The 21,743-nt window shown below is 70.9% G+C and carries 24 protein-coding genes and 1 pseudogene; 13 read left to right on the top strand and 12 right to left on the bottom strand.

What is annotated here, in order from left to right:
• The 3 genes and pseudogenes from MCBG_RS02320 to MCBG_RS34985 form a co-directional block, all read left to right on the top strand.
• Positions 1 to 253, top strand: a pseudogene (locus MCBG_RS02320) (branched-chain amino acid ABC transporter permease); the annotation flags it as partial.
• 52 nt (positions 254 to 305) lie between these two features.
• Positions 306 to 1,577, top strand: a complete 1,272-nt coding sequence (locus MCBG_RS02325; RefSeq protein WP_043323507.1) for an ABC transporter substrate-binding protein — start codon at positions 306 to 308, stop codon at positions 1,575 to 1,577.
• A 412-nt stretch (positions 1,578 to 1,989) separates the two neighbouring features.
• Positions 1,990 to 2,292, top strand: a complete 303-nt coding sequence (locus tag MCBG_RS34985) for a hypothetical protein (protein WP_369799252.1) — start codon at positions 1,990 to 1,992, stop codon at positions 2,290 to 2,292.
• 16 nt (positions 2,293 to 2,308) lie between these two features.
• Here the strand turns inward: MCBG_RS34985 and MCBG_RS02335 are convergent, their stop codons facing one another.
• From MCBG_RS02335 to MCBG_RS02350, 4 genes are all read right to left on the bottom strand, one after another.
• A complete protein-coding gene (locus MCBG_RS02335) occupies positions 2,309 to 2,896 on the bottom strand; it encodes a cysteine hydrolase family protein (protein ID WP_043323509.1) in 588 nt (195 codons plus the stop codon).
• Positions 2,897 to 2,906: 10 nt separating this feature from the next.
• Positions 2,907 to 4,994, bottom strand: a complete 2,088-nt coding sequence (locus tag MCBG_RS02340; RefSeq protein WP_043323511.1) for an amylo-alpha-1,6-glucosidase — start codon at positions 4,992 to 4,994, stop codon at positions 2,907 to 2,909.
• Positions 4,987 to 5,355, bottom strand: a complete 369-nt coding sequence (locus tag MCBG_RS02345) for an SCP2 sterol-binding domain-containing protein (protein WP_043323512.1) — start codon at positions 5,353 to 5,355, stop codon at positions 4,987 to 4,989. Before MCBG_RS02345 ends, MCBG_RS02340 begins: the two co-directional genes overlap by 8 nt.
• A 74-nt stretch (positions 5,356 to 5,429) precedes the next feature.
• Positions 5,430 to 5,846 carry a MarR family winged helix-turn-helix transcriptional regulator gene (locus tag MCBG_RS02350; protein WP_043323514.1) on the bottom strand — a complete coding sequence of 139 codons (417 nt, stop codon included), beginning with the start codon at positions 5,844 to 5,846 and terminating at the stop codon, positions 5,430 to 5,432.
• 107 nt (positions 5,847 to 5,953) lie between these two features.
• Between MCBG_RS02350 and MCBG_RS02355 the strand changes: the two genes are divergently transcribed.
• The 3 genes from MCBG_RS02355 (at position 5,954) to MCBG_RS34670 (ending at position 8,875) form a co-directional block, all read left to right on the top strand.
• Positions 5,954 to 7,735, top strand: a complete 1,782-nt coding sequence (locus MCBG_RS02355) for an ABC transporter ATP-binding protein (RefSeq protein WP_369799351.1) — start codon at positions 5,954 to 5,956, stop codon at positions 7,733 to 7,735.
• Positions 7,736 to 7,838: 103 nt separating this feature from the next.
• The gene (locus MCBG_RS02360) at positions 7,839 to 8,396 is read left to right on the top strand and encodes a M23 family metallopeptidase (RefSeq protein ID WP_083297014.1); all 558 of its coding nucleotides are present in this window, start codon (positions 7,839 to 7,841) and stop codon (positions 8,394 to 8,396) included.
• 350 nt (positions 8,397 to 8,746) lie between these two features.
• Positions 8,747 to 8,875, top strand: coding sequence for a hypothetical protein (locus MCBG_RS34670; RefSeq protein ID WP_255358570.1), 129 nt, complete (start codon positions 8,747 to 8,749; stop codon positions 8,873 to 8,875).
• Between the two features lie 26 nt (positions 8,876 to 8,901).
• Here the strand turns inward: MCBG_RS34670 and MCBG_RS31030 are convergent, their stop codons facing one another.
• Positions 8,902 to 9,687, bottom strand: coding sequence for a hypothetical protein (locus tag MCBG_RS31030; RefSeq protein ID WP_051610920.1), 786 nt, complete (start codon positions 9,685 to 9,687; stop codon positions 8,902 to 8,904).
• Positions 9,688 to 10,017: 330 nt separating this feature from the next.
• On the opposite strand from MCBG_RS31030, the gene MCBG_RS02370 reads away from it, so the two are divergent.
• Together MCBG_RS02370 and MCBG_RS02375 are read left to right on the top strand one after the other, a co-directional pair.
• The gene (locus MCBG_RS02370) at positions 10,018 to 10,563 is read left to right on the top strand and encodes a hypothetical protein (protein WP_043323518.1); all 546 of its coding nucleotides are present in this window, start codon (positions 10,018 to 10,020) and stop codon (positions 10,561 to 10,563) included.
• A 545-nt stretch (positions 10,564 to 11,108) separates the two neighbouring features.
• A complete protein-coding gene (locus tag MCBG_RS02375) occupies positions 11,109 to 12,134 on the top strand; it encodes a hypothetical protein (protein WP_043323520.1) in 1,026 nt (341 codons plus the stop codon).
• Here the strand turns inward: MCBG_RS02375 and MCBG_RS02380 are convergent.
• From MCBG_RS02380 to MCBG_RS02395, 5 genes are all read right to left on the bottom strand, one after another.
• Positions 12,131 to 12,784 (bottom strand): hypothetical protein, encoded by a 654-nt coding sequence (locus MCBG_RS02380; protein WP_043323522.1) that lies wholly within the window; start codon positions 12,782 to 12,784, stop codon positions 12,131 to 12,133. The genes MCBG_RS02375 and MCBG_RS02380 overlap by 4 nt on opposite strands.
• On the bottom strand, positions 12,781 to 13,098 hold the full coding sequence (locus tag MCBG_RS02385) for a hypothetical protein (RefSeq protein WP_043323524.1): 318 nt from the start codon (positions 13,096 to 13,098) through the stop codon (positions 12,781 to 12,783). Before MCBG_RS02385 ends, MCBG_RS02380 begins: the two co-directional genes overlap by 4 nt.
• Positions 13,099 to 13,168: 70 nt before the next feature.
• Positions 13,169 to 14,212 (bottom strand): ADP-ribosylglycohydrolase family protein, encoded by a 1,044-nt coding sequence (locus tag MCBG_RS02390; RefSeq protein ID WP_198033263.1) that lies wholly within the window; start codon positions 14,210 to 14,212, stop codon positions 13,169 to 13,171.
• Positions 14,145 to 14,480, bottom strand: a complete 336-nt coding sequence (locus tag MCBG_RS33535; RefSeq protein ID WP_223201011.1) for a hypothetical protein — start codon at positions 14,478 to 14,480, stop codon at positions 14,145 to 14,147. Before MCBG_RS33535 ends, MCBG_RS02390 begins: the two co-directional genes overlap by 68 nt.
• 2 nt (positions 14,481 to 14,482) lie before the next feature.
• Positions 14,483 to 14,758 carry a DivIVA domain-containing protein gene (locus MCBG_RS02395; protein WP_043323528.1) on the bottom strand — a complete coding sequence of 92 codons (276 nt, stop codon included), beginning with the start codon at positions 14,756 to 14,758 and terminating at the stop codon, positions 14,483 to 14,485.
• Positions 14,759 to 15,075: 317 nt separating this feature from the next.
• Between MCBG_RS02395 and MCBG_RS02400 the strand changes: the two genes are divergently transcribed.
• The gene (locus MCBG_RS02400; RefSeq protein ID WP_043323530.1) at positions 15,076 to 15,315 is read left to right on the top strand and encodes a winged helix-turn-helix domain-containing protein; all 240 of its coding nucleotides are present in this window, start codon (positions 15,076 to 15,078) and stop codon (positions 15,313 to 15,315) included.
• On the opposite strand, the gene MCBG_RS31440 is transcribed toward MCBG_RS02400, so the two are convergent.
• Positions 15,261 to 15,497, bottom strand: coding sequence for a hypothetical protein (locus tag MCBG_RS31440; RefSeq protein WP_223201012.1), 237 nt, complete (start codon positions 15,495 to 15,497; stop codon positions 15,261 to 15,263). The genes MCBG_RS02400 and MCBG_RS31440 overlap by 55 nt on opposite strands.
• A gap of 34 nt (positions 15,498 to 15,531) precedes the next feature.
• Between MCBG_RS31440 and MCBG_RS02405 the strand changes: the two genes are divergently transcribed.
• Both MCBG_RS02405 and MCBG_RS02410 read left to right on the top strand, forming a co-directional pair.
• Positions 15,532 to 16,383 carry an alpha/beta fold hydrolase gene (locus tag MCBG_RS02405; RefSeq protein WP_223201013.1) on the top strand — a complete coding sequence of 284 codons (852 nt, stop codon included), beginning with the start codon at positions 15,532 to 15,534 and terminating at the stop codon, positions 16,381 to 16,383.
• A 145-nt stretch (positions 16,384 to 16,528) separates the two neighbouring features.
• Entirely contained in the window at positions 16,529 to 17,806 is a 1,278-nt protein-coding gene (locus MCBG_RS02410; RefSeq protein WP_043323532.1) for a hypothetical protein, read from the top strand.
• Between the two features lie 241 nt (positions 17,807 to 18,047).
• On the opposite strand, the gene MCBG_RS02415 is transcribed toward MCBG_RS02410, so the two are convergent.
• The gene (locus MCBG_RS02415; protein WP_084789603.1) at positions 18,048 to 19,232 is read right to left on the bottom strand and encodes a DDE-type integrase/transposase/recombinase; all 1,185 of its coding nucleotides are present in this window, start codon (positions 19,230 to 19,232) and stop codon (positions 18,048 to 18,050) included.
• A gap of 945 nt (positions 19,233 to 20,177) precedes the next feature.
• Here MCBG_RS02415 and MCBG_RS34990 point away from each other — a divergent pair.
• Together MCBG_RS34990 and MCBG_RS33545 are read left to right on the top strand one after the other, a co-directional pair.
• Positions 20,178 to 20,462, top strand: coding sequence for a hypothetical protein (locus tag MCBG_RS34990; RefSeq protein WP_369799253.1), 285 nt, complete (start codon positions 20,178 to 20,180; stop codon positions 20,460 to 20,462).
• Positions 20,463 to 20,523: 61 nt separating this feature from the next.
• On the top strand, positions 20,524 to 21,743 hold a 1,220-nt coding region (locus MCBG_RS33545), incomplete at its 3' end, for a M36 family metallopeptidase (RefSeq protein WP_255358571.1).

Here is a 21,743-nt window from a genome sequence, read left to right on the forward strand (position 1 = left end):
CGCGGTCTGGGGCGCGGTGCTGCTGGTCGCGCTCCAGGACCTGCCCGGCCTGCTCACCGAACACCTCAGCCTCTCCGCCGGGCTGGCCCAGCGGCTGGAAGGCAACCTCGCGCTGGCCGTGTTCGGCCTGGTCCTCATCGTCGTCATGCTCGCCGCCCCGGGCGGCCTGCAGGGCGGCGTGCGTGCCCTCACCGCCCGCCTACGCGGGGCCGTCCGCCGCCGTCCCGCCACCCCCCGGCCGCCGGACCGCTGACCTCACCGGTTCCACCCACACCGTTCGCACCGTCGCACCGGAATGGAGAACCATGCGCACCACCACCCGCCGCGTTCTCGCGGCCGCCGCCGGCCTGGCCCTGCTGGCCGCGCTGCCGGCCTGCGCCGACGACGAGAAGCAGGCCGCCGAGAATGTTCCCGGCGTCAGCGACTCCGAGGTCGTCATCGGCACCCACCAACCGCTCACCGGACCGGCCGCGCCCGGCTACTCGAAGATCTCCGCCGCCACCAAGGCGTACTTCGAGCACGTCAACGCCAAGGGCGGCGTGCACGGCCGGAAAATCGTCTACAAGGTCATGGACGACGGCTACAACCCCGCCAACACCGAGAACGTGGTCCGCAAGCTGGTGCTCGACGACAAGGTCTTCGCGCTGCTCGGCGGCCTCGGCACGCCCACGCACACGAACGTGCTGGAGTTCGTCAAGACGCAGAAGGTGCCGGACCTGTTCGTCGCCTCCGGCAGCCGCAACTGGAACGAGCCGGACAAGTACCCGACGACGTTCGGCTGGCAGCCCGACTACACGGTCGAGGGCAAGATCCTGGCCAGCTACGTCAAGCGGGAGTTCCCCGGCGCGAAGGTCTGCCACTTCGGGCAGAACGACGACTTCGGGCGGGACTCGCTGGTCGGCGTCGAGCAGATCCTCGGCCCGGTCGCGGCGAAGCAGACGTACACCACCACCAACCAGCAGGTCGGCCCGGCGATCGGGGCGCTGCGCGCGGCCGGCTGCCAGGTGGTCATCTCGGCGACCATCCCCGGCTTCACCGCGCTGGCCATGGGCCAGGCCGCCGGGCAGGGATTCAAGGCGCAGTGGGTGGTGTCCAACGTGGGCGCCGACTACACCACGCTGGCCGCCCAGCTCGGCGACAAGAAGGTGATCCTCGAGGGCATGGTGGCCGACAACTACCTGCCGAACGTGGCAGACACCGCGAACCCGTGGATCCAGGAGTTCACCAAGATCCACCAGAAGTACAACGCGGGCAACCCGGTCGACGGCAACGCCATCTACGGCTACTCGATGGCGTACACGTTCGTCCAGGCGATGCTCGCCGCCGGGCCCGACCCCACCCGGGAGAAGCTGGTCGAGGCCGTGCGCAAGGGCGGCTTCCGCGGGCCCGGCCTGGTCCCCTTCCGGTACGCCGACGGCGTGCACGCCGGCTACGGCGGCGTCCGGCTCACCAAGGTGAGCAACGGCGTGCAGGAGTACTTCGGTCCCGCGTACACCACGGACGACGGCGACGGCGCGGTCACCGAGTTCACCGAGCCGCCGACGAACCCGCCCGCCGACGCGGTGCCGACCGCCTGAGGCGTCCCGCCGGGCGGCCGGGTGCCGGTCGCCCGGCGGCACGCACGTAGAGTTGCCGCCGGTACCCGAGCAACAGGAGATCCGTACCCATGATCGAGGTGGAGGCCGACCCGCCGGAGCGGGTGGACGGCCGGGCGGCGCGAGCCGAGCGGACCCGGGCCGCGATCGTGGAGGCGCACCTGGCCCTGATCGACTCCGGTGACCTGCGCCCCACCGGGGAACGGATCGCCGAGCGGGCCGGGGTGTCGCTGCGCACGCTCTGGACCAACTTCAAGGACATGGAGACGCTGTTCGCCGCGACCGGGCGGCGGGTCGGCGAGCGGCAGGCCGCGCTCTGGCGGCCGGTGTCGCCGGAACTGCCGCTGACCGCCCGGATCGCCGCGTCTGCGACCAGCGCGCCCGGCTGCTGGAGGTGCTGGCGCCCTCGGCCCGCGCGTCGGCGCTGCGGGAGCCGTTCTCCCCGCAGTTGCGCCGCAACCGGGAGGCGGCGGTCGCCCGGGTCCGGCACGAGATCGAGGCGGTGTTCGCCCCGGAGCTGGCGCACGCCGGTCCGGGCCGCGCGCAGTTGCTGGACGCGCTGACGGTGGCCGGCACCTGGTCGTCCTGGTCGATGATGCGCGACTCGATGGGTCTCGACGTGGACGCCGCCCGCGCGGTGATGGCCCGGATGCTCGGCGCGCTGCTGGTCGACGCGATCGCCGCCGGCCTGCGCTGAGCGCCCCGGCGGCCGGTCAGGCGATCTCGCCGGTGGTGGCGATCTCGCCGAGCTGGCCCAGCGTGCTCAGGTACGCCTCGTGCAGCTCGTCGGTGGCCGCCGTGCACGCGTCGGAGACGGTGACGATGCGGTACCCGTTGTCGACCGCCTGGTAGGCGGTGGCGGCGACGGCCAGGTTCGTCGCGACGCCGGTGAACACCACGGTCCGCACGCCCCGGCCGCGCAGGATCAGGTCCAGTTCGGTGCCGGAGAATCCACCGAGCCGGGTGCCGGTGACCACGACGTCGCCGGGCTGTCGCCCGACCTCGTCGACGATGCGGGTCTTCGGGTCGCCCTCCAGGAACGCCCCGCGTTCGGCGATCATCGCGAAGCTCGGGGTGTTGGTGATCAGGTCCGGGTAGCCGGGCCGGTAGGCGACCCGGGTGAAGACCACGAGGCCGCCCGCCGCCCGCGCGGCGGCGGCGACCCGTGCCGCGTTCGCCGCCACGCCGTGCCGGGCCACCTGGTCGGCGAAGAACGGGCCGAAGACGCCGTCCGGGCTGACCACCTCGGGTTGCCAGTGGACGCCCACGACCGCGGTGTGCTCCCAGTCGATGCGCTGCATGTCGATCCCGTCACGGTGCGGAGAGCTGCTGTGGCGCCAGCTCGTAACGGCTCAGGCCGCCGGCGGCGGTGCTCCTGCCGAAGGCGTCCAGCCGCCCCCAACGACCGGGGATGTCGAGCAACGCCACGTAGTCGAGGCTAGCAGGCAGAGCCGGCCGGGCCACGAGATCGTCGCCGACCGGCCGCAGGCCGAGCATCGTCCGCAGGAGCAGCAGCGGCGCTCCGGCCGACCACGCCTGCGGGCTGCACGCGGTCGGATACCGGATCGGGTAGCGGGTCTCGGACCGGTCGTGCCCGGCGAACGCCTCCGGCAGCCGGCCGTCGTAGAAGGCCGCCGCGTCCAGGATGCCGGCCGCGACGCGGGCCGCCTCCTCGGCGTACCCGTAGCGCCGCAGTCCCCAGGCGATGAACGAGTTGTCGAACGGCCAGATGGTCCCGACGTGGTAGCCCACCGGGTTGTAGCGGGCCTCGCCCTCGGCCAGCGTGCGGACACCCCAGCCGCTGAACATCGCCGGTGACATCAGGTGCCGCACCAGGGCCTCGGCCTTCGGCTCCTCGACGATGCCGCTCCACAGCAGGTGGCCGATGTTCGACGACAGGGCGTCCACCTTGCTGCCGTCGCCGTCCAGCGCCAGCGCCATGTACTCGCCGTCGTCGATCCAGAAGTCGTGGTTGAAGCGGCGCTTGAGGTCGGCGGCGTCCCGCTCCAGCCGGTCCGCGTACGCCGCGTCGTGCCAGATCTCGCGGGCCAGCCGGGCGGTGCGCACCTTCGCGTCGTACGCGTACCCCTGGAGTTCGCAGGTGGCGCGCGGGAAGCCCGGCAGCCGGCCGTCGCGGTAGGAGATGCTGTCCCAGGAGTCCTTCCAGCACTGGTTCTCCAGGCCGTTCACCGGGTTGCGCCGCTCGTAGGAGACGTAACCGTTGCCGGCCCGGTCGGCGTAGTGGTCGATCCAGTCGACGGCCGCCCGAGCCTCCTGCTCCACCGCGCGCACGAGGGCGGCGTCGCCGGTCCACCGCTCGTACTCGTCGAGCAGCACGAGGAACAGGGGAGTGGCGTCCGCGCTGCCGAAGTAGGGGCTGTGCGGCGTCTCGTCGAAGACGGTCAGCTCGCCGTAGCGCATCTCGTGCAGGATCCGGCCCGGCTCCTCCTCCCGGAAGTCGTCGATCCGGCTGCCCTGGCGGAACGCGAGCACGGTGAGCGTGGTGGCGGCGAGTTCCGGTGCGAACGGCAGCGCCTGGAGGCTGGTGAGGATGCTGTCGCGGCCGAACAGGCTCATGAACCAGGGCAGCCCGGCGGCCAGCACGCACCCGGTCCCGGCGAGGAACGGGCTGAACCGCAGCGCGGCCAGGTCGATGAGGCTCTGCCGGTAGGTGTTCTGCAACGGCCCCCAGCTGGTCTCCAGTCGCGGCGCCCGGTCCAGCCACTCCCGTAGCTCGGCGGGCTTGTCCCGGGCGTTGCCCTCGACCCGTCCGGGCAGGCTGAGCCGTTCCAGCCCGCGGGGCAGGGGGAGGTCCGGCTCGGCGGTCAGCCGGGTCTGCCACCGGCCGTGCGGTTCGATGTGCACGCGCAGCGTCAGGCCGTTCTCGTCCACCTCCGCCGGAGCCGTCGCCGACACGATCGTCTCGCGGCGGTAGCGTTCGCGCTGGTAACCCAGGACGAGTCGCGGGCCGTCGACCCGCCGGTAGTGCCGCCCCTCCCGGTTCGTCGTGCCCTCCTTGACCGCGAAGAGGTCCGCGAAGTCCGCGTCCACCTCGATCCGTACGGTCAGGTCGACGGCTCGCCGGTCGTTGTTGACCAGGACCAGTTCCTCGTGGAGTCCGCTGTTCAGCCTGTGGGTGCGGCGCACCTCGAGCGTGCTGTTGACGTAGACGTCCTGCGCGCCCGGGACCAGGTAGAACCGGTTCTCGAAGTACTGGATGTCGTCGATGGACAGCGTGCTGAGCCGCTCGCCGTCGATGGTGAGCTGCCACCGGGACAGCAGGCGGGTGTCGTGGGCGAACAGGCCGTGGGTGCCGTCGGCCGCCGGGACGATGTCGCCGGCCCGGTCGCAGACCAGGAAGATCGTCCCGTCGAAGATGCCGACGTGGTCGTCACCCATGACCGTCTCCCCGGTGTCCTTCCGGGCGCGAGCCGGGCGGGGAGGGGAACAGCCGGCGTACGGTCGCGAACAGCCGGGGGCTGCCCTCCACCTCCGCCTCGCCGCGCAGGACGGTGGTCAGGAAGTACGCCTCGCCCCGGGCGATCCGGTCGAAGACGGCCCGGTCCGCCCGGACGACCGCGTCCCCGCCGGTGGCCTGCCGTGCCGCGGTGACCTCGCCCCGGGCGATGGAGACCAGCCAGTGGTCGACCGACCCGTCACCGGCGATGTCGAACCGGACGCTGCCCTCGTGGAGCGCTGTCAGCCCGCGCTGCCGGCGCTGCCCCAGGCTCCGGAAGAACTCTTCGGTGGCGTCGACCATCGGCCCTCCTCCCGATGGCGCTATTCCCCGCCACGGGGCCTGTCGCCTCACCCGGATCGGGTGAAACCGCTGATCTAGTCCTCGCGCAGGCGGCGCAGGATGCGGGTCAGCTCGGCCCGGTCCTCCGGTGGGAGCGCGCCGAAGAACCGTTCCGCCTCGGTGGCCCGCGCCTGCCGGATCGCGGCGCCCACCCGCTCGCCCTCGGCGGTGGGCGCGACCAGCGTGGCCCGCCGGTCGGCCGGGTCGGGCCGGCGTTCGACCAGCCCGCGCTCCTGCAACCCGTCGATCACCTCGGTGGCCGATCGCGGCGCGATGCGCAGGTGCTCGGCGAGCGCGCCGGGACGCAGCGCGCCGTGACGCATCAGCACGCCCAGCGCCCGCGCCTGCCCGGGGCTGATCTCCCACGGCGCAAGCGCGCGCTTGGTCTGGTGCCGCAGCCGGCGGGTCACCGCCCAGAACGTCTCGGCCAGGCTCTCGTCGCTGCCGTCCACGGGGAATACGGTAACAGGCTTTCGTGTTGTTCCCTCATGTTGAGGTAACCTCAGCATTGTTGGTAGTTCGGCATTCGTCCCCCACATGAGGAGCACCCTTGGATCGCATCCCCGAAGGCCGTCGCGACGGCCGAACCGTCTCCCCGGCCGAGAAGGCCCAGGCCCGCGACGTGTCCCTGCGCCGGATCGGCGGCCTGTTCACCGCCCACCGCGGCCCGCTCGCCACCGTGGTGGCGATCATCGTGGCGTCCTCGATCATCGCGATGGCCACGCCGTTCCTGCTGCGTACCGTGATCGACAGGGCCCTGCCGGAGCGTGACCTGACCCTGCTGGCCTGGCTGGTCGCGGGCATGGTCGCGGTCGCCGCCGTCACCGCCGTGCTCGGCGTCGCCCAGACCTGGATCTCCACCCGCGTCGGCCAGCAGGTCATGCACCGGCTGCGCGCCGACGTCTTCGCCCACCTCCAGCGGCAGTCGATCGGCTTCTTCGTACGCACCCGCACCGGCGAGGTCCAGTCGCGCATCACCAACGACATCGGCGGCATGCAGGCGGTCGTCACCTCCACCGCCACCTCGATCGCCGCCAACCTCACCACAGTGGTCGCCACCACCATCGCCATGCTGGCGCTGAGCTGGCGCCTCACGCTCGTCTCGGCGGTCGTGCTGCCGCCCGCGCTGTGGCTCACCCGCCGCGTCGCCCGGCTGCGCCGGGAGATCACCGCCCAGCGCCAGCGCGAGCTGGCCGACCTCACCGTGACCATCGAGGAGGGGCTGTCGGTCAGTGGCGTCCGGCTGGCCAAGACGCTCGGCACCGGCCCGGCCCTGGTCGACCGGTTCACCGCGTCCTCGGCCCGCCTGGTCGACCTGGAACTGCGCTCCGAGCTGGCCGGACGCTGGCGGATGGCCGCCATGAGCATCGTCTTCGCCGCCATCCCCGCGGTGATCTACCTCGGTGCCGGGCTGCCCGGCACCGCCGGCACGCTCACCATCGGCACGCTCGTCGCGTTCACCGCCCTGCAGGGCAACCTGTTCCGGCCGCTGATGGGCCTGCTCAACGTGGGCGTCACGCTCACCGCGTCGCTTGCGCTGTTCGCCCGCATCTTCGAATACCTCGACCTGCCCGTCGAGGTCGCCGAGCCGGCCCGCCCGGTCCCGCTCGACCCGGCCACCGCCCGCGGCCACCTGCGCGTCGAGGACGTCACCTTCAGCTACCCGGGCAGCGACACCGCCGCCCTCGCGGGCGTCAGCCTGGACGTCCCGGCCGGCACCAGCCTCGCCCTGGTGGGGGAGACCGGCTCCGGCAAGAGCACGCTCGCCGCGCTGATCAGCCGGCTGCACGACCCGGACGCCGGCCGCATCACCATCGACGGGATCGACCTGCGCGACCTGCGCCCGGCCGATCTGGCCGCCGTCGTGGGCGTGGTCAGCCAGGAGACGTACCTGCTGCACGGCACCGTGCGGGACAACCTCCGGTACGCGCGTCCGGACGCCACCGACGCCGACATCGAGGCCGCCGCCCGCGCCGCCCGCATCCACGACCTCATCGCCGCGCTGCCCGACGGGTACGACACCATGGTCGGCTCGCGCGGCCACCGGTTCTCCGGCGGCGAGCAGCAGCGCCTGGCGATCGCCCGGACCCTGCTGCGCGACCCGCGGATCCTGGTGCTGGACGAGGCGACCAGCGCGCTGGACACCGAGACCGAACGCGCGGTCCAGCGGGCGCTGGACGAGCTGGCCCGGGGCCGCACCGTGGTGACCATCGCGCACCGGCTCTCCACCGTGCGCGACGCCGACCGGATCGCGGTGCTCGACCACGGCCGGATCGTCGAGTCCGGCACCCACGACGCGCTGCTGGACCGGCGCGGCCGCTACGCCGCCCTGGTCGGCTGACCGTAGGAAAGTTTTGATCGAGCATTCATCCGTGTAGCTATTTACCCGACCTCCGCGCGGCCCATAGCATCGACCTGGATCACTCGATGCGAGGAGGGGAACGATGTCGCTGATGACCACCGCCGCCCGGTGGCGCGTGCCGGCGCTGCTCACGACCGCCGTCGTCGCGGGCGCGATGCTCGGCGTGCAGCCCGCGCAGGCCGCCCGGCCGGGCTTCCGGATGCCGTTCCTGTGCGGCCAGACCTGGCAGGGCAACAACTGGAACGGGCACAGCCCGGCTCACGCCATCGACTGGAACCACTACGACGCCAACGGCAGCCCGGACGACCTCAACCGCCGGACGGTCGCCAGCGCCGCCGGCACCGTGCTGGAGTCGTACTACTCCACCACCTCCGGCTACGGGAACACCATCGTCATCGGGCACGGCGACGGCTGGCGCACCCGGTACGCCCACCTCAACTCGCGCGCGGTGGCCACTGGCGACACCGTGAAGCGCGGCGACGTCATCGGCCGGGTCGGCGCGACCTCGGCGAAGTACGACCTCAGCCCGCACCTGCACTACGAGCAGATCCACAACGGCAGCGTCGTCGTGGCCGTCGTGCAGGGCGTGACCTGGTCGGACGGGCTGAAGCGCAACCAGAAGAGCACCAACGGCTGCTGATCGGCCTCGCCGCGTACCTGACCGCCCACCGGACCCGGCCGAACGAGGCGGCCGTAGCGGGCTGACCGCCGCCGTCCGCCCGTGCGGCGCGTCAGACTGCCGGTGGCTGCGGCTCGCCGGGGCGCGGTCGCTGCCCCGGAGCCGGGCGCGGCGCGGGCGGGGGGAGCAGCGGCTCCAACGGGAACAGGTCCGCCGGCCCGTCGGCGTCCGGCGCTCGCGGCGCGGGCCTCGCTCCCGCCGCCTCCGGCTGCCGGTCGCGCCGGTCCCGCTCGTCGGCGTACTCGGCGCGGCGGCGGGCCAGGTCGCGCTCGCACTCCAGCGCGATGCGCTGGACCCTTATCTTATCTCGCGTGCAGGGCGTTGACCTGGTCGGACGGGCTGAAGCGCAACCAGAAGAGCACCAACGGCTGCTGATCGGCCTCGCCGCGTACCTGACCGCCCACCGGACCCGGCCGAACGAGGCGGCCGTAGCGGGCTGACCGCCGCCGTCCGCCCGTGCGGCGCGTCAGACTGCCGGTGGCTGCGGCTCGCCGGGGCGCGGTCGCTGCCCCGGAGCCGGGCGCGGCGCGGGCGGGGGGAGCAGCGGCTCCAACGGGAACAGGTCCGCCGGCCCGTCGGCGTCCGGCGCTCGCGGCGCGGGCCTCGCTCCCGCCGCCTCCGGCTGCCGGTCGCGCCGGTCCCGCTCGTCGGCGTACTCGGCGCGGCGGCGGGCCAGGTCGCGCTCGCACTCCAGCGCGATGCGCTGCTCCCAGTACGGCTGGAGCAGCCGGCGCACCCGCTCGTCCAGATGCACCGTGACGTCCGGCTCGCAGGCGAACGTCACCTCCCCGCGCGCGTACGTCCAGGGCGGTGGATCGTCCTCGGCCAGCGCCGCCGTCAGCGCGGCGTGCAGGTCACGCGGCCGGTGCGGAGGCACCTCCACCGCGTACCGGACGGCCAGCCGGTGCAGCCGCTGCGTGGCCTGCGCCTGGAAGTAGTCGACGTACCAGCCGAACAGCTCCGGCCGCGCGGTCTCCGACGACCAGGTGTAGGTGGCCCGCACCAGGAACACGTACACCTGGCCCTGCGCCGGCACCACGAGCGGCTCCGGGGCGCGCCGGTCGACGGTGGTCACCGGCGTCTCCGGCTCCTCGGTCCACCAGAGCCGCCGCAGCGTGGGCTGCGCGCCGTCCCAGAAACGCCGGGTCCGCAGGCGCGCCGCGTCGCCGAGCGCCCGCGCCCGTACCCGCCAGCCGTTGCGCGGCGCGGGCCGCTGGTCGGCCGGCCCCGGATCCTCCGGCACCGCGGTCATCGCACCCCCTCCCTGCCGGATCGCGGCACCGCGCCCCGCGGCGTCGCCGGGACGCGCGGGCCGTCGGGTGAGGGGTGGCCGGACCGCCGTGGCGGTCCGCGATCCACGCTAACAACAGCGACCGGTGTACGCGCGCAGCCGCGCGGACGGCTCCGCCCCGCCGGTTGACCGATCGGACGAGCCGTTCCGTAGTCCTATCCGTGGGACTCGGGGCGGGTTCGGTCCCGTTCACGAGACCGACCATCCAAACTCGATCGGCATGCCTTGATCTGTTATCGAAGCGCTTCGTAGCGTGAGGCTCCGCGATGCTTCGGGGGAGGACCAGAACGCATGGGCGTAGACGCTCGCCACGCCGCCGGCCAGACCGTGACGTACGTGCGGTCCCTGGCGGAGCGGCAGTACGACCGGGTCTGGACTCCGGACTTCCTGCACCTCACCCCCGACGTACAGGGCTTCGCCGTCTTCCACCGCGGTGGCCTGGTGCTGGTCTACGGCGCGGTGTCGCCGGAGGACCCGGCCCGCTGGGTCTTCCGGATGGCCTGCGCGGCCGGCGCCGACGTGCCGGACATCTCCGGGGCCATGGCCTGGGCGAACATCCGCAACCGGCTGGCCGAGGAGGGGCGCTACTACTGCGTCGTCAAGGCCGACCAGAGCGCCTGCCACGTGGTGTTCGCGCTGGACGTCCGCAGCCCGCTGCTCGACGACGCCACCGCGCCCGACGCGCAGGCGCTGCGCGAACTGCTGCACTTCTCGCTCGCGGTGTGCGTGCACAACGCCGTGGCGGACTTCCGCGACCTGGCGTCCTACCTGCCGGCGCGGCCCCTCGCGCCGACCGAGATCGACGCCTGGACCCTGTTCGCCGGCACCCAGGACTGACGGATTTCCTCGGACCTGGCGACACCGATGCCCTCCTTGGCCGCCAGGTTCGTGGAAGAGGTCCAGAGGCTGGTCGGCACTGCCTCCAAGACGGCGATCCAGGGGTGCAGCCGAGTCAGTTACCCGACGGATCGGATCGTTCCCCTGCCTTCGGTGCCATGGCAAACTCGCTGCCACGACAGCCCCTCTGGAGGAGCCGGGTGAGATCGTGGCTACTGCTGATCCTCATTTCCCGGCTGCCGCTCGCCTGGTCCAGGTTTCGGCTGTCGCTCAGAGGTGAGTCGGACCGTCGTCCTCGGTTCGTCTATCTCTGTCAGATACCTGGCTGTCAGTGGGTGAGCGACCTGATGCTCGCGGATGACCGCAGCGTCCGGTGCCCATGGCATTCGGCATCGGGAACGCGGAAGGTGTTTGTCAAAGAGTATTCGTGCCCTGGCTGCGGGCAGACTCTCGTATACCCCCGCGACTTCGATCCCGATCTGAGCCGACATGTGCAGCCAGGCATTCATGACCCTTCTCCACTGCGTACGGACTGAGGGGGAGACATGTGGCTGGGTGCCTTGTTCACCTCGACGGCCGCGAACTTCGGCCGTCTGCTGATCGTCGGTCTGCTGCCGAACGCCATCCTGGTTGCGTACGTGTGGGTGCTCGTGATGATCGAGGCGTTCACCAACACCGGCCCGCTGCTGTTCCCGGAGGCGTTGTCGAAGGTCAGATTCAAGACGGATGCCGGTGGCCTGCTGATGTTCGCACTTCTGGTGATCACGCTGACCACGGTGATCCAACCCTTCCAGATACGGTTGGTCCGCATCATGGAGGGGTACTGGCGGAGTCGGCTGGGTGCGGTTCCCTTTCGGGTCGCCACCGCGCTTCACACCCGGCGCCGGAACCGCCTGCGTCAAGCGGTGAACGCACCCGTGAGACCGGTCGGTGACGCGCGACTGGCTGACATGCCAATTGCGGAGCAGATCCGGGAGCAACGGCGCGTGCGGAGGCTCGAGATGCGATCCGAGCGGGCCGAGGCGAGGCTGATGGCCTATCCGCCCGGCTCCGAGCCGGTGTTACCGACGATGCTCGGCAACACCCTTCGGCGCAACGAGCGGGTCGCGGGTGAGCGCTATGCCCTGAACACCCTCCGGACATGGCCCCGCCTCTACCCGTTGCTCAACGAGAGAATCGCTGGTGAGTTCGACTCGGACAGCGACGGCGTCGACGCTTCGACGAATCTTGCGGTCACGTTCCTGATCATGAGTGGGCTGGGCTTCGTGGCCTTCGCCAACGACCGTTGGATGCTGCTGGTGCCGTCGACGTTGCTGCTGCTGGCCGTTGCCGCCTACCGGGCCGCCATTGCGGCGGCGGCCAACCAGGGGGTGGCCATGTCGGTCGCCTACGACCTGCACCGTTTCGACCTTCTCGAAAGCCTTCACCTCAGTCTTCCCGCCACGCCTGAGAACGAGGCGGCGCGGAACCGGGAGCTCTCGCACTTCTTCGAGGTCAGCGACGGCATGCCGGACCCGCCGTCAGCGGAGGAAGAGCTGAACCTGTTCTATGTGCATCCCGCGCGGGATTAGCTGCGGCGCAGCTCGAGTGCGCCGCCCAGCCCGACCAGCCGAACCTCGAGGTCTGCTTCGCCCGTGTCGGGCAGATCGCGCCGGCCCAGCTCACGTACGAGGAGCAAAGACCCGGCAGGGGGTCGGGCCAGAATGCGCCATTCGCGTGGGACATCCACTACCACTCGGCCGCCCACTGCCACCGCGGTGAGGACAGGCTTTCCGTGGGGCTGTGACTGAAGCATGTCGACGCGTATCTCACCGAGAACCGCGACCGCTCGCAGTCGCCCGCGCAGAGCGGCCAGCGCCGCGACCCGACCGGTCCACATCACGCGGGTCCACAACTGCTCGTCCTTCACGGCCGACATCACCAACGCGACGGCGCCGGCGAACGCCAGCGCGACGGCGAGGTCGACGGCATCCGCTGAGCCGACCTTCGGCCGGTACGCCAGAGCGACGGCGATCGTGACCAGGATGGCGGGACCCACGAGGACGAGGGCCGATCGTGTCACCGCCCGGCCCAGGTTCAGGATCGCGAGAGCTATCAAGGCGTACGGCCCGAACTCCGTCAACCTCGCCCAAGCCAACGTAAGGCGCTCGACCGGCTCGAAGATCAGGTAGCTGGTGCTGACGAGGCCGAGGATTCCCAGCCAGAGGCGCGTGCGTTTCATGGCGCTTGTGTCGGCTCCTCCGATGATTCCGACGCACGGGTGAACCTGCATTTCACCGAGACGGTGTGGCGGGTGTCGTCACGCACGAGCACGACTCCGGTTCCGGGCAGGAGATCGAGGTGGAACGTCATCTCCACCTCGTCAAGCAGCCAGTCCTGTCCGGAACTCGGCGTGCCTTCCAGTTCGGCGGTCAGCCGGTTGCTGACCGCCGCTATCGCGGCGGCGAGTTCCCCCACCCGGGAGCCGTCCGCAAGGTGGCGGGTGGACAGCCCGCCAGGACTGTCAGGCGGTTGAACCTCGACGGCGAGCTCCATGCGACCTTCCTACCGTCTCGGCCCGGTTCGTGCGGGGATGATCGTCGTGGATGGCGCTGCGGAGTCCGGGTCACCAGCCGGGGTAGCGGTCCCACCAGTCCGGATCGCTCCCGTCGGTGTACTCGGTGCCTGACGGTCTGTCAACGAACTCGGCGAGCAGGTCACGTGCCAGCACATCGGCGACCCAGGCCAGTTCCAACCGGGACACCAGGCCGACCGGGAGCGCGTTCACGCCGTGCCGCGCGCCGAGCAGCGCTCCTACGGTCGCTGCTGCATGCCGACCGTGCGGTGCGGAGGCGGCGAACAGCAGGGCGTCGTGCAGCTGCCCCCGGCCGGGGAACGACAGGGCGACGTAGACGGCTCCCGCGAGCGCTGACAGCGCGCGGCCGTCGGGGACGAGCCGTGTCAGCGCTTCCGGGTCACGCGGATGCTCCCGAGCTGCTTGCGCCGCCTCGGCGAGGGGCCGACCGGTCAGCACTCGGAGGAAACTATGGCACCCCCGTTGCGCCCGCTCCACCGACTCCTCGACACCATGGCCCTTGGCCACCGCGCTGATCATCGTCGCGCCCACTGCGGCGGCGTCCACCGCCTCGGGACCGTGCGTGGTGGCCGCCAACTCCGCAGCGAACCGGCCAGGCTCCGGATGCCACCATTCGACGAGGCCGGCGGGCAGGGCACGGGTGAGTCCGTGTGCCCCCACGCTGGTCCAGACGCGGTCCTTGTCGGGGTCCAGTACCGGCTGGACCTGCAGAGCGGAGACGGTGGCCGGAGCGGACCCGCGGTGAACACTCAACGCCGGCACCTGCGCGAGCCAGCCGTCTGGCCAGTCCTCGTCCTGCCACCGTCTGATCCCGGGGATGCCCCGCTTCGACGCCCAGCGTGTGTAGGCGTGCCACACGACGCTGGGCGGATGGCAGATTCCCTTGTGTGTTCCCCGGACGTCGGCGCGGATGATGCCCTCGATGGTGAAGCAGGCGAGTTGGCCGGCGCTCGTCGCCCGTAACGGGCCTTCGGTCGGCAGATGGCCGCCAGTCACGCCCACCGCGTCACCGAGCATCAGCCCGAGCACGCAGCCCCTCGCCGTGGCGAGCTGCTCCGCCGTCACCCTGGTCATTCCGAGCAGCATAGGGGCGGGCGGCGCGAGCGCGGCCCGGGGTCGGGATGTCGACATGACGACGCAGGCCGGTCGCCTGGACGAAGATTTCCCGCTTGACCGTCGCGGTGCCTCGACGGTTGAGCACGTAGCCGGTCAGCCAGATCCAGCCGGTGTGGGGCACGTCAGGGCCGACCGAGACGACCCGGAATGTCAGCGCCCGGTCGCCGCCGAACTGCACCGACGCGCGACCGTCGACCCGCAGCAGGTCGCCGGGTTGCGGCCGCACCGTTACCAGGGGCCGTCGTTCGGCGGGCGGCACTCCCGGGCGTGCATGGTCTGCCAGTCCCGCAGGGCGCGCTTCAGCCTGTCGTTCTCCTGCGCGAGCAGGCGTACCTGCCGGTGCAGCTCGGTCAGCTCGTCGGCGACACGGGCCTGGAACTGGCGTACCTGATCGGGGTCGACACCCCGCCGACGGGGATCGAAGGCGTGGGTGCGCACCTCGTGCGGGGTCATCCGGGCCGGTAGACCGGTCCCGTAGATCCGGCCGGTTCGATACTGCGTCACTTCGGTCCTTTCCGGGGCGGCGGAGACGCGGCGGGTCGGTGCGGTGGATCTGGAAGGGCGGGCCGTCCGCACGCCGGCCGCGGGCGGCCCGCCCGCTCCGCCCCCGCAGCCCAGATCGGCGGTACGGGAGGCAGAGCAGTCCGGAGGGGTCGGGACGGGTACGCACACCCGTCCCGACCGGGGGAACCCCTGCTCCTTGTTGCCACGCAAGGGGAGAGGCGTCGTTCAACTTAGCTGTCCCAGTCACCTTAGTCAAACGTTGAGTTGTTGCGGGGTGTCGTTGCGTGATCGAATTGGCATGCCACGCAGGGGGAGCCATGCCGATTACCGCTGACTACGTCCGGATCGCCGACGAAATCGTCGCCGACATCAGAGCGAGGAAGCTCAAGCCGGGGGACAAGCTGCCCTCCATCTCGCAGCTCGCCGCGATGCACAATGTCAGCCCGTCAACCGTGAAGCAGGTCTACGTTCGGCTCGAAGCGCTTCGGGTGATCTTGCGGCATCAGGGCAAGGGCGTCTTCGTGAATGATCCGAAACTCTGGATGCGCGAGCCCTGACCGGCGACGTCCAGCAGCGCCTTTGCCCAGTGGTCGGTGTGGCGTTCGGTGTAATCCGCGTCGTTGCCCCACGCGTCGCCGTGCCCGGTCCGCCAGTGGGTTGCCCAGGGCTCGACCCCGAGCGTGGCCTGGTCTCGCAGGAAGGCGTGCATCGCCCGGGTCCGCTCGGTCAGCAGCGGCACCAGGTCTCGCATACTGTCCGCGATTACTGTGGATGTGCGTACCGAAGACGGTTGCCGCCATTGGGCCGACCAGGGCGGCGCCGGAGCGCCGCTGGTGCTCTGTCACGGCGGCCCCGGCATGTGGGACTACCTCGGCCCGGTCGCTCGGCTGCTCGACGATCGCGCCCGCGTCATCCGGTGGGACCAGCGTGGTTGCGGGCGCTCCGAGCGGCGCGGTCCGTACTCGATCGGCCGCTTCGTCGCGGACCTCGACGCGGTACGCGAACGCCTGGCCGGGCCGCGAACGGCGGTGCTGGGCCACTCGTGGGGCGCGTACCTGGCGCTGCGGTACGCGATCGACCACCCGGAACGGGTCAGTCACCTGATCTACGTGTCCGGCACCGGCATCGACCCCGATCGCGGCTGGCACCCGCACTACGAACGGAATCTCCGGCGGCGGCTCGGGCCGCACCTGGATCGGTGGGAGGCGCTTGGCGCACGGGACCGCACCCCGGCCGAGGATCGGGAACGGGCGGTCCTGCAGTGGTCGGCCGACTTCGCCGACCCCGACGACGCCGTGCGGCACGCCGAGGACATGGCCACGCCGTGGCTCGGTGTCAACGGCGACTGCAACCGGGCGATCAACGCCGAGGTCAAGCAGGAACTCCGCATCTGCGACCTCGCGGCGCGGTGCCGGACGCTCGACCTGCCCGTGCTGATCATCGACGGACCCGAGGACATCCGTCCCCGATGGGGCGTCGACTCGCTGGAGAAGGCGCTGCCGAACTGCCAGCGGGTCAGTCTCCCCGGATCCGGTCATCTGCCGTGGGTCGAGAATCCGCACGGCTTCCGCCGGGCGGTGACCACCTTCCTCGACGCCCGGCGTGAGCCGGCGTCCGGAACCTGAAAGCGGGAGCCATCGGTAGCGGCCTGTCGCGGAGATCGATACGTACGGGTACACCCGTCCCGTCGGTGGGACGGCTAGAGTCCCAAGGCCACAGCGAACAGAGCGGACAGGGTCGCTCTCCCCTCCCAGCTGTCAGGAGCCGGCAATGGGTAACGAGATTCAGCTGATCAGCGACGGCGACGGACTGGCGGTCATCGGAGATTCGAGGGCTGTCGAACGTTTCCTCGTCTCCGAGGGCCTGCCGTCGAAGGACCTCGGGCTGCCTCGGCTCGGGTCTGTGCTCACGGTGGGGACGGCAGCGGCTCAGGCCGGTTCCGAGATCGCCGCCAACTCGGGTCGCTGGGTGCAGCTGACGAAGGAATCGGCCCATCTCATGCACAAACACGGGCTGATGCCGACCAAGACTCCGGGTGTCAGCCACGCGATGGTCGGCGATCCGGGCTCGATCCACAAATGGCTCCAAATCGACAAAGCATCGATGGTCGGCAACCCGGCGCTGCTGGCCGGCGCCGCCGGACTCATGGCGCAGCTCGCGATGCAACAGAGCATGAAGGAGATCACCGACTATCTCGCCACCATCGACGAGAAGGTCGACGATGTGCTCCGCGCCCAGAAGGACGCGGTGCTGGCCCGCATGATCGGCGTGGGCTTCGTCATCGAGGAGTCCATGACTATCCGCGAGCAGCGCGGTCGGGTCGACGAAGTGACGTGGTCGAAGGTGCAGGGCGCGCCGGCGACGATCGCGGAAACCCAGGCGTACGCGTTGCGTCAACTCGACGCGCTCGCCGAGAAGTTGGAGCGCAAGAGCGCGATCGGTGACCTCGCCAGGGCGGCCAGGGAGGCGGAGTCGAAGGCGCAGGAGTGGCTTGTCGTCCTGGCCCGCTGCTTCCAACTGCAGGACGCCGTCGCGGTGCTCGAACTCGACCGGGTACTGGACGCGTCGCCGGACGAGTTGGACGGGCACCGCGTCGGACTGAGGAACGCCCGGCAGAACCGGCTCGAACTCATCTCCCGGTGCACCGAGCGCCTGCTGGGCCGTATGGAAGCGGCTGTCGGCAGGGCAAACGCCAAGGTGTTGCTGAACCCGATGGACTCACCGGCGGTGGTGAGGTCGAGCAACCACGTATCGGCAGCAATCGTCGACTTCCACGGGCGGCTCGGTATCGAGGGCGATCGGCAGTCGTCGGAGGCGAGGCGATGGACCGACGCGGCCATGGAGGCGCGGGACAAGGCTCTCGAGACGGGGGCAGAGGGCGTGGACGCCGCCCGGCGCCTCGGCAACGACACCTTCGACCGGGCGAAATGGGCGACGGGCAAGCTCTCCGGCCGGGTCGGCGGGTGGTCACTGCGTCGGCGCGGGGAGGACGACGAACTCAAGGAGAAGAAGGGTGGCGAGGCTTGCTCAGGAGAGAACGTGCCGTGAATCGCCACCTGTCCGCGTCTGGTCTGGTGGAGGACTGACCGAAATCCGCTGTTTGCGTCTTCGTACGGACCCGACGACGTGGATGAGCGAACCCTGACTGGTCGGGTTCGTGACGTCGGTAGGGGTAGCGACTGCTGAGTCTTCTCCGCTGCTGACGCTGTGGAGATCTTGGTACGAAAGGGCCCTCATAGGGGCTGTCATGTCCCGGGACATGTGTCAACGGGAAGTCCCGATAGATGTGTCAGGGGTTGTGGATCGTGGGGGTGGGGGTGAGGGGGATGTAGTTCTTGTCGGGGTTGAGGTGGAGGTAGCCGATGGGTTGGCCGTCGGGGTGGTAGATGGTGACGTGGTTGTTGTCGCGGATGGCGGTGACGGTGGTGCCGGCGTGGGTGGTGCCGACGCTGGTGCGGTGTCCGGCGACGGCGATGGCGCCGTTGCTGGCGACGGGGCAGTGGTGCAGGGTGGCGTCGGTTTGCAGGGGTGGGCTGGTGGGTCCGCCGAGGGTGGGTGCGTGGGTCCAGGCGTGGGCGGGTGTGGTGCGGTGGGGTAGGGCGCTGTGGCGGCGTTGGGTGTTGTAGTAGCGGCGGTAGGTGTCCAGGAGTGTTTGCAGGGCGGTGAGGGTCTGTGGTGGGGGTTGGGTGCTCAGCCATTTTTTGAGGGTTTGGTGGTGGCGTTCGACCTTGCCGCAGGTTTGTGGGTGGTAGGGGCTGGAGTTGATCGGGCGGGTGCCGTGGTCGATCAGGGTCTGCACGAAGGTGGAGATTGATCCGGGTCGGGTGCGGCGGCTGGTGAACGCGATGCCGTTGTCGCTGAGCACGATGGCCGGCACGCCGTAGGCGGTGAACGCCTGTCTGATCGCGGTGATCGCGGCTCGGGCGGTCTCCGCGGCGGCGGCGTGGCAGGCGACCAGGGTGCGGGTGCAGTCGTCCAGGACGTCGAAGACGACGACAGTGCGGCCGTCGGCGAGTTTCACTTCGGTGGCGTCGATCTGATAGCAGCCGCGGGGCCGGGCATAGCTGAAACGCCGCCACGAGCTACGCGGTCGTTTAGCCGGAGTAGCCACGAGCAGGTCATGCCGGGCCAGCACCCGGTTGACCGTCGAGCGTGACGGCACCGACCAGGACGCGTCGGTGCGCCGGCGCACATCGTCCAACGCGTCTCGGATGAAGTCAGCCCCGTTGTCCGGGCCCAGTTCAGCGCGCAGTTTGCAGATCCACGCGTCCACCTCCGGCGGCGTGACCCGCGGACTGGTACGCGGCCGCCGGGATCGTTCCTGCCACTGACCCTCGGCCCGGATACGTGCGCGGTGCCGGTACACCGTGCGCACCGACACCCCGTGCTCACGCGCGAACTCGGCCGCGTTCACCCGAACCCCCGCCGCCAGCAGCGCGTCCAGCAGGTTCATCACATGCCGCCGAGAAGCCATGCCCGGCAGCACATACCACCCGACCCAAGATCCCTACCACGTGACACATGTATCGGGACTTCAACGCTGACAGATGTCATGGGACTGAACAGCCCCCATGACCGCCGAAGTCTAGATCTATTCGCGTCTCGTCTGGTGAGACGTTTGTCTCGAAACTGCTCGGCCAGGGGTGCCTGTGGGTGCCATCGAGAAATCGACGCAGCAACATTTATGGATGTTCGGATGGTGTCGGCGCGTCGATCGTGCTGGTCGGATGGCGGAACGGACATCGCCGTTCGACGATGACAGGAGGGACCGTGCGCACACCATCCCGTGCGTTGACGGGGACCACCGCGCTGCTGCTGGCAGCCGGTCTGGTCCTGGCCGCCGCTGGCGGCGGCCAGGCGGCACCCCGGGAACAGACCCGTACCCAGGCGCCACCCGACCACCTGCCGGGCGACCGGCACGACACCAAGGCCACCGACAACCGCAAGGGCCGCGTCGCCGCCACCGAGCGGCAACGGGACCGGGCCGCCGCGCTCGGCGCGCGCGTGCGCTGGACCGACTTCGGTACGCCCGCCACGCTCACCTCCACCGGCAAGCCCCTGGCCACCGGCCTGCCCGCCGACCCGGCCGCCGCCGCGCGCGCGTACGTGGCCGCCAACCGGGACGTGCTGGGCCTGACCGCCGAGGGCGCCGCCGCGCTGGAACTGCTGACCGTGGCGCCGATGGGGCAGGGCGCGACGGTGCTGTTCCGGCAGCGCTTCGGTGATCTGCCGGCCGCCGTCGACGGCATGCTGTCGGTCGGCGTACGCGACAAAGCGGTGTGGCACGTCAGCTCCTCGTCTCGCCCGCGACGCCGGTACGCCGGCCCCTGCGACGATCAGCGCCGAGCAGGCCCGCAAGGCGGCGATCGCCGATGCCGGCCGCGGCGACGCGCAGGTCATACGTACCTCATTGGTCGCGGTGCCCACCGCGGACCGTGGGCCGCGCGCGGCGTGGGAGGTGGTCCTCGGCGCGGACACCACCGGCGCGGACCCGGCCGCCTACTCCACCTACGTGGACGCCCGCGACGGCGCCGTGCTGGTCCGCGAGGACCTGATCGACCACGCCGCGGACCACCCGTCCTGGGAGGTCTTCCCGAACTCGCCCCGGGTCGACAGGTCCTCCGTCGACACCCGTAAGCGGTGGTGCGCCGTCCCGGCGCGCGGTTGCGCCGAGGTCGTCGGCGTGCCCGGGCACCCGGCCTGAAAAAAAAAACCCGGCGACCGGCGAGTCCACCACCACGACCAAGGGCAACAACGCGATAGCCGTGCAGAACTGGTTCAGCAACGACGCGTTCAGCGTCGGCACGGAGACCGCCACGCCCCGCCCGGACCGCAAATACGCGTACCCGTGGACGAACCAGTGGCAGGAGCAGCGCTGCAACCCGGAGGTGTTCACCTCGCCGCGCGCCAACGACATCGACGCGGCGCGGGCCAACCTGTTCGCGATGCACAACCGGATGCACGACTGGACGTACCACCTCGGGTTCACCGAGGAGACCTGGAACATGCAGCAGGACAACCTCGGCCGCGGCGGTCTCGGTAACGACCCCGAGCAGGGCAACGCCCAGGCCGGTGGCGTCAGCGGCGGCCCGCCGACGTTCCCGGCCCGCAACAACGCCAACCAGATCACCCCGCCGGACGGCGTCGCCCCGACCACCAACATGTACCTGTGGCAGCCCACCGCCGGCTCGTTCTACGCGCCCTGCGTCGACGGCGACTTCGACATGTCGGTGATCGCCCACGAGTACGGTCACGCGGTCACCAACCGCATGATCGCCGGCCCGAGCGCCGGGGTCAGCACGCCGCAGGGCATGAGCGAGAGCTGGTCCGACCAGCTCGCGATGGAATACCTCTTCGAGCACGGGTACGCCGCGCCCGGCCGGCGCGGTTTCACCATCGGCGAGTACACCACGCAGGACCCGAACGCGGGCATCCGCAACTACAACATGAGCGACAGCCCGCTGAACTACAGCTCGCTGGACTACGACTTCGTCGGCCTGCAGGTGCACGCCTCCGGCGAGGTGTGGAGCGCCACCAACACCGACATCCGCGCGGCCATGATGCGCCGCTGGGGCAGCGGCACCCCGGCGATCCAGAAGGCGTGCGCGACCGGCGCTCGCGACGTGACCGCCTGCCCCGGCAACCGGCGCTGGATCCAGCTGGTCTTCGACTCGTTCCTGCTGATGGCGGTCAGCCAGGTCAGCATGGTCGACGCCCGGGACGCGATGCTCGCCGCCGACCGGATCCGCTTCGGCGGGGCCAACCAGGACCTGCTCTGGAACGGATTCGCCAAGCGCGGCCTGGGGGAGGGCGCGGCCAGCGTCGGCCACACCGACCCCGACCCCACGCCGGGCTTCACCTCCCCGTACGCCCGGGAGGGCTCGCTGCGGCTCCTGCCGGTGGGCGAGCGCGGGCCGGTGGCCGGTGCGCAGCTGTTCGTCGGGCGCTACCAGGCGCGGGCCGTGCCGGTCGCGGACACCGACGC

Source organism: Micromonospora sp. M42 (assembly GCF_000568915.1).
Taxonomy (GTDB): domain Bacteria; phylum Actinomycetota; class Actinomycetes; order Mycobacteriales; family Micromonosporaceae; genus Micromonospora; species Micromonospora chalcea.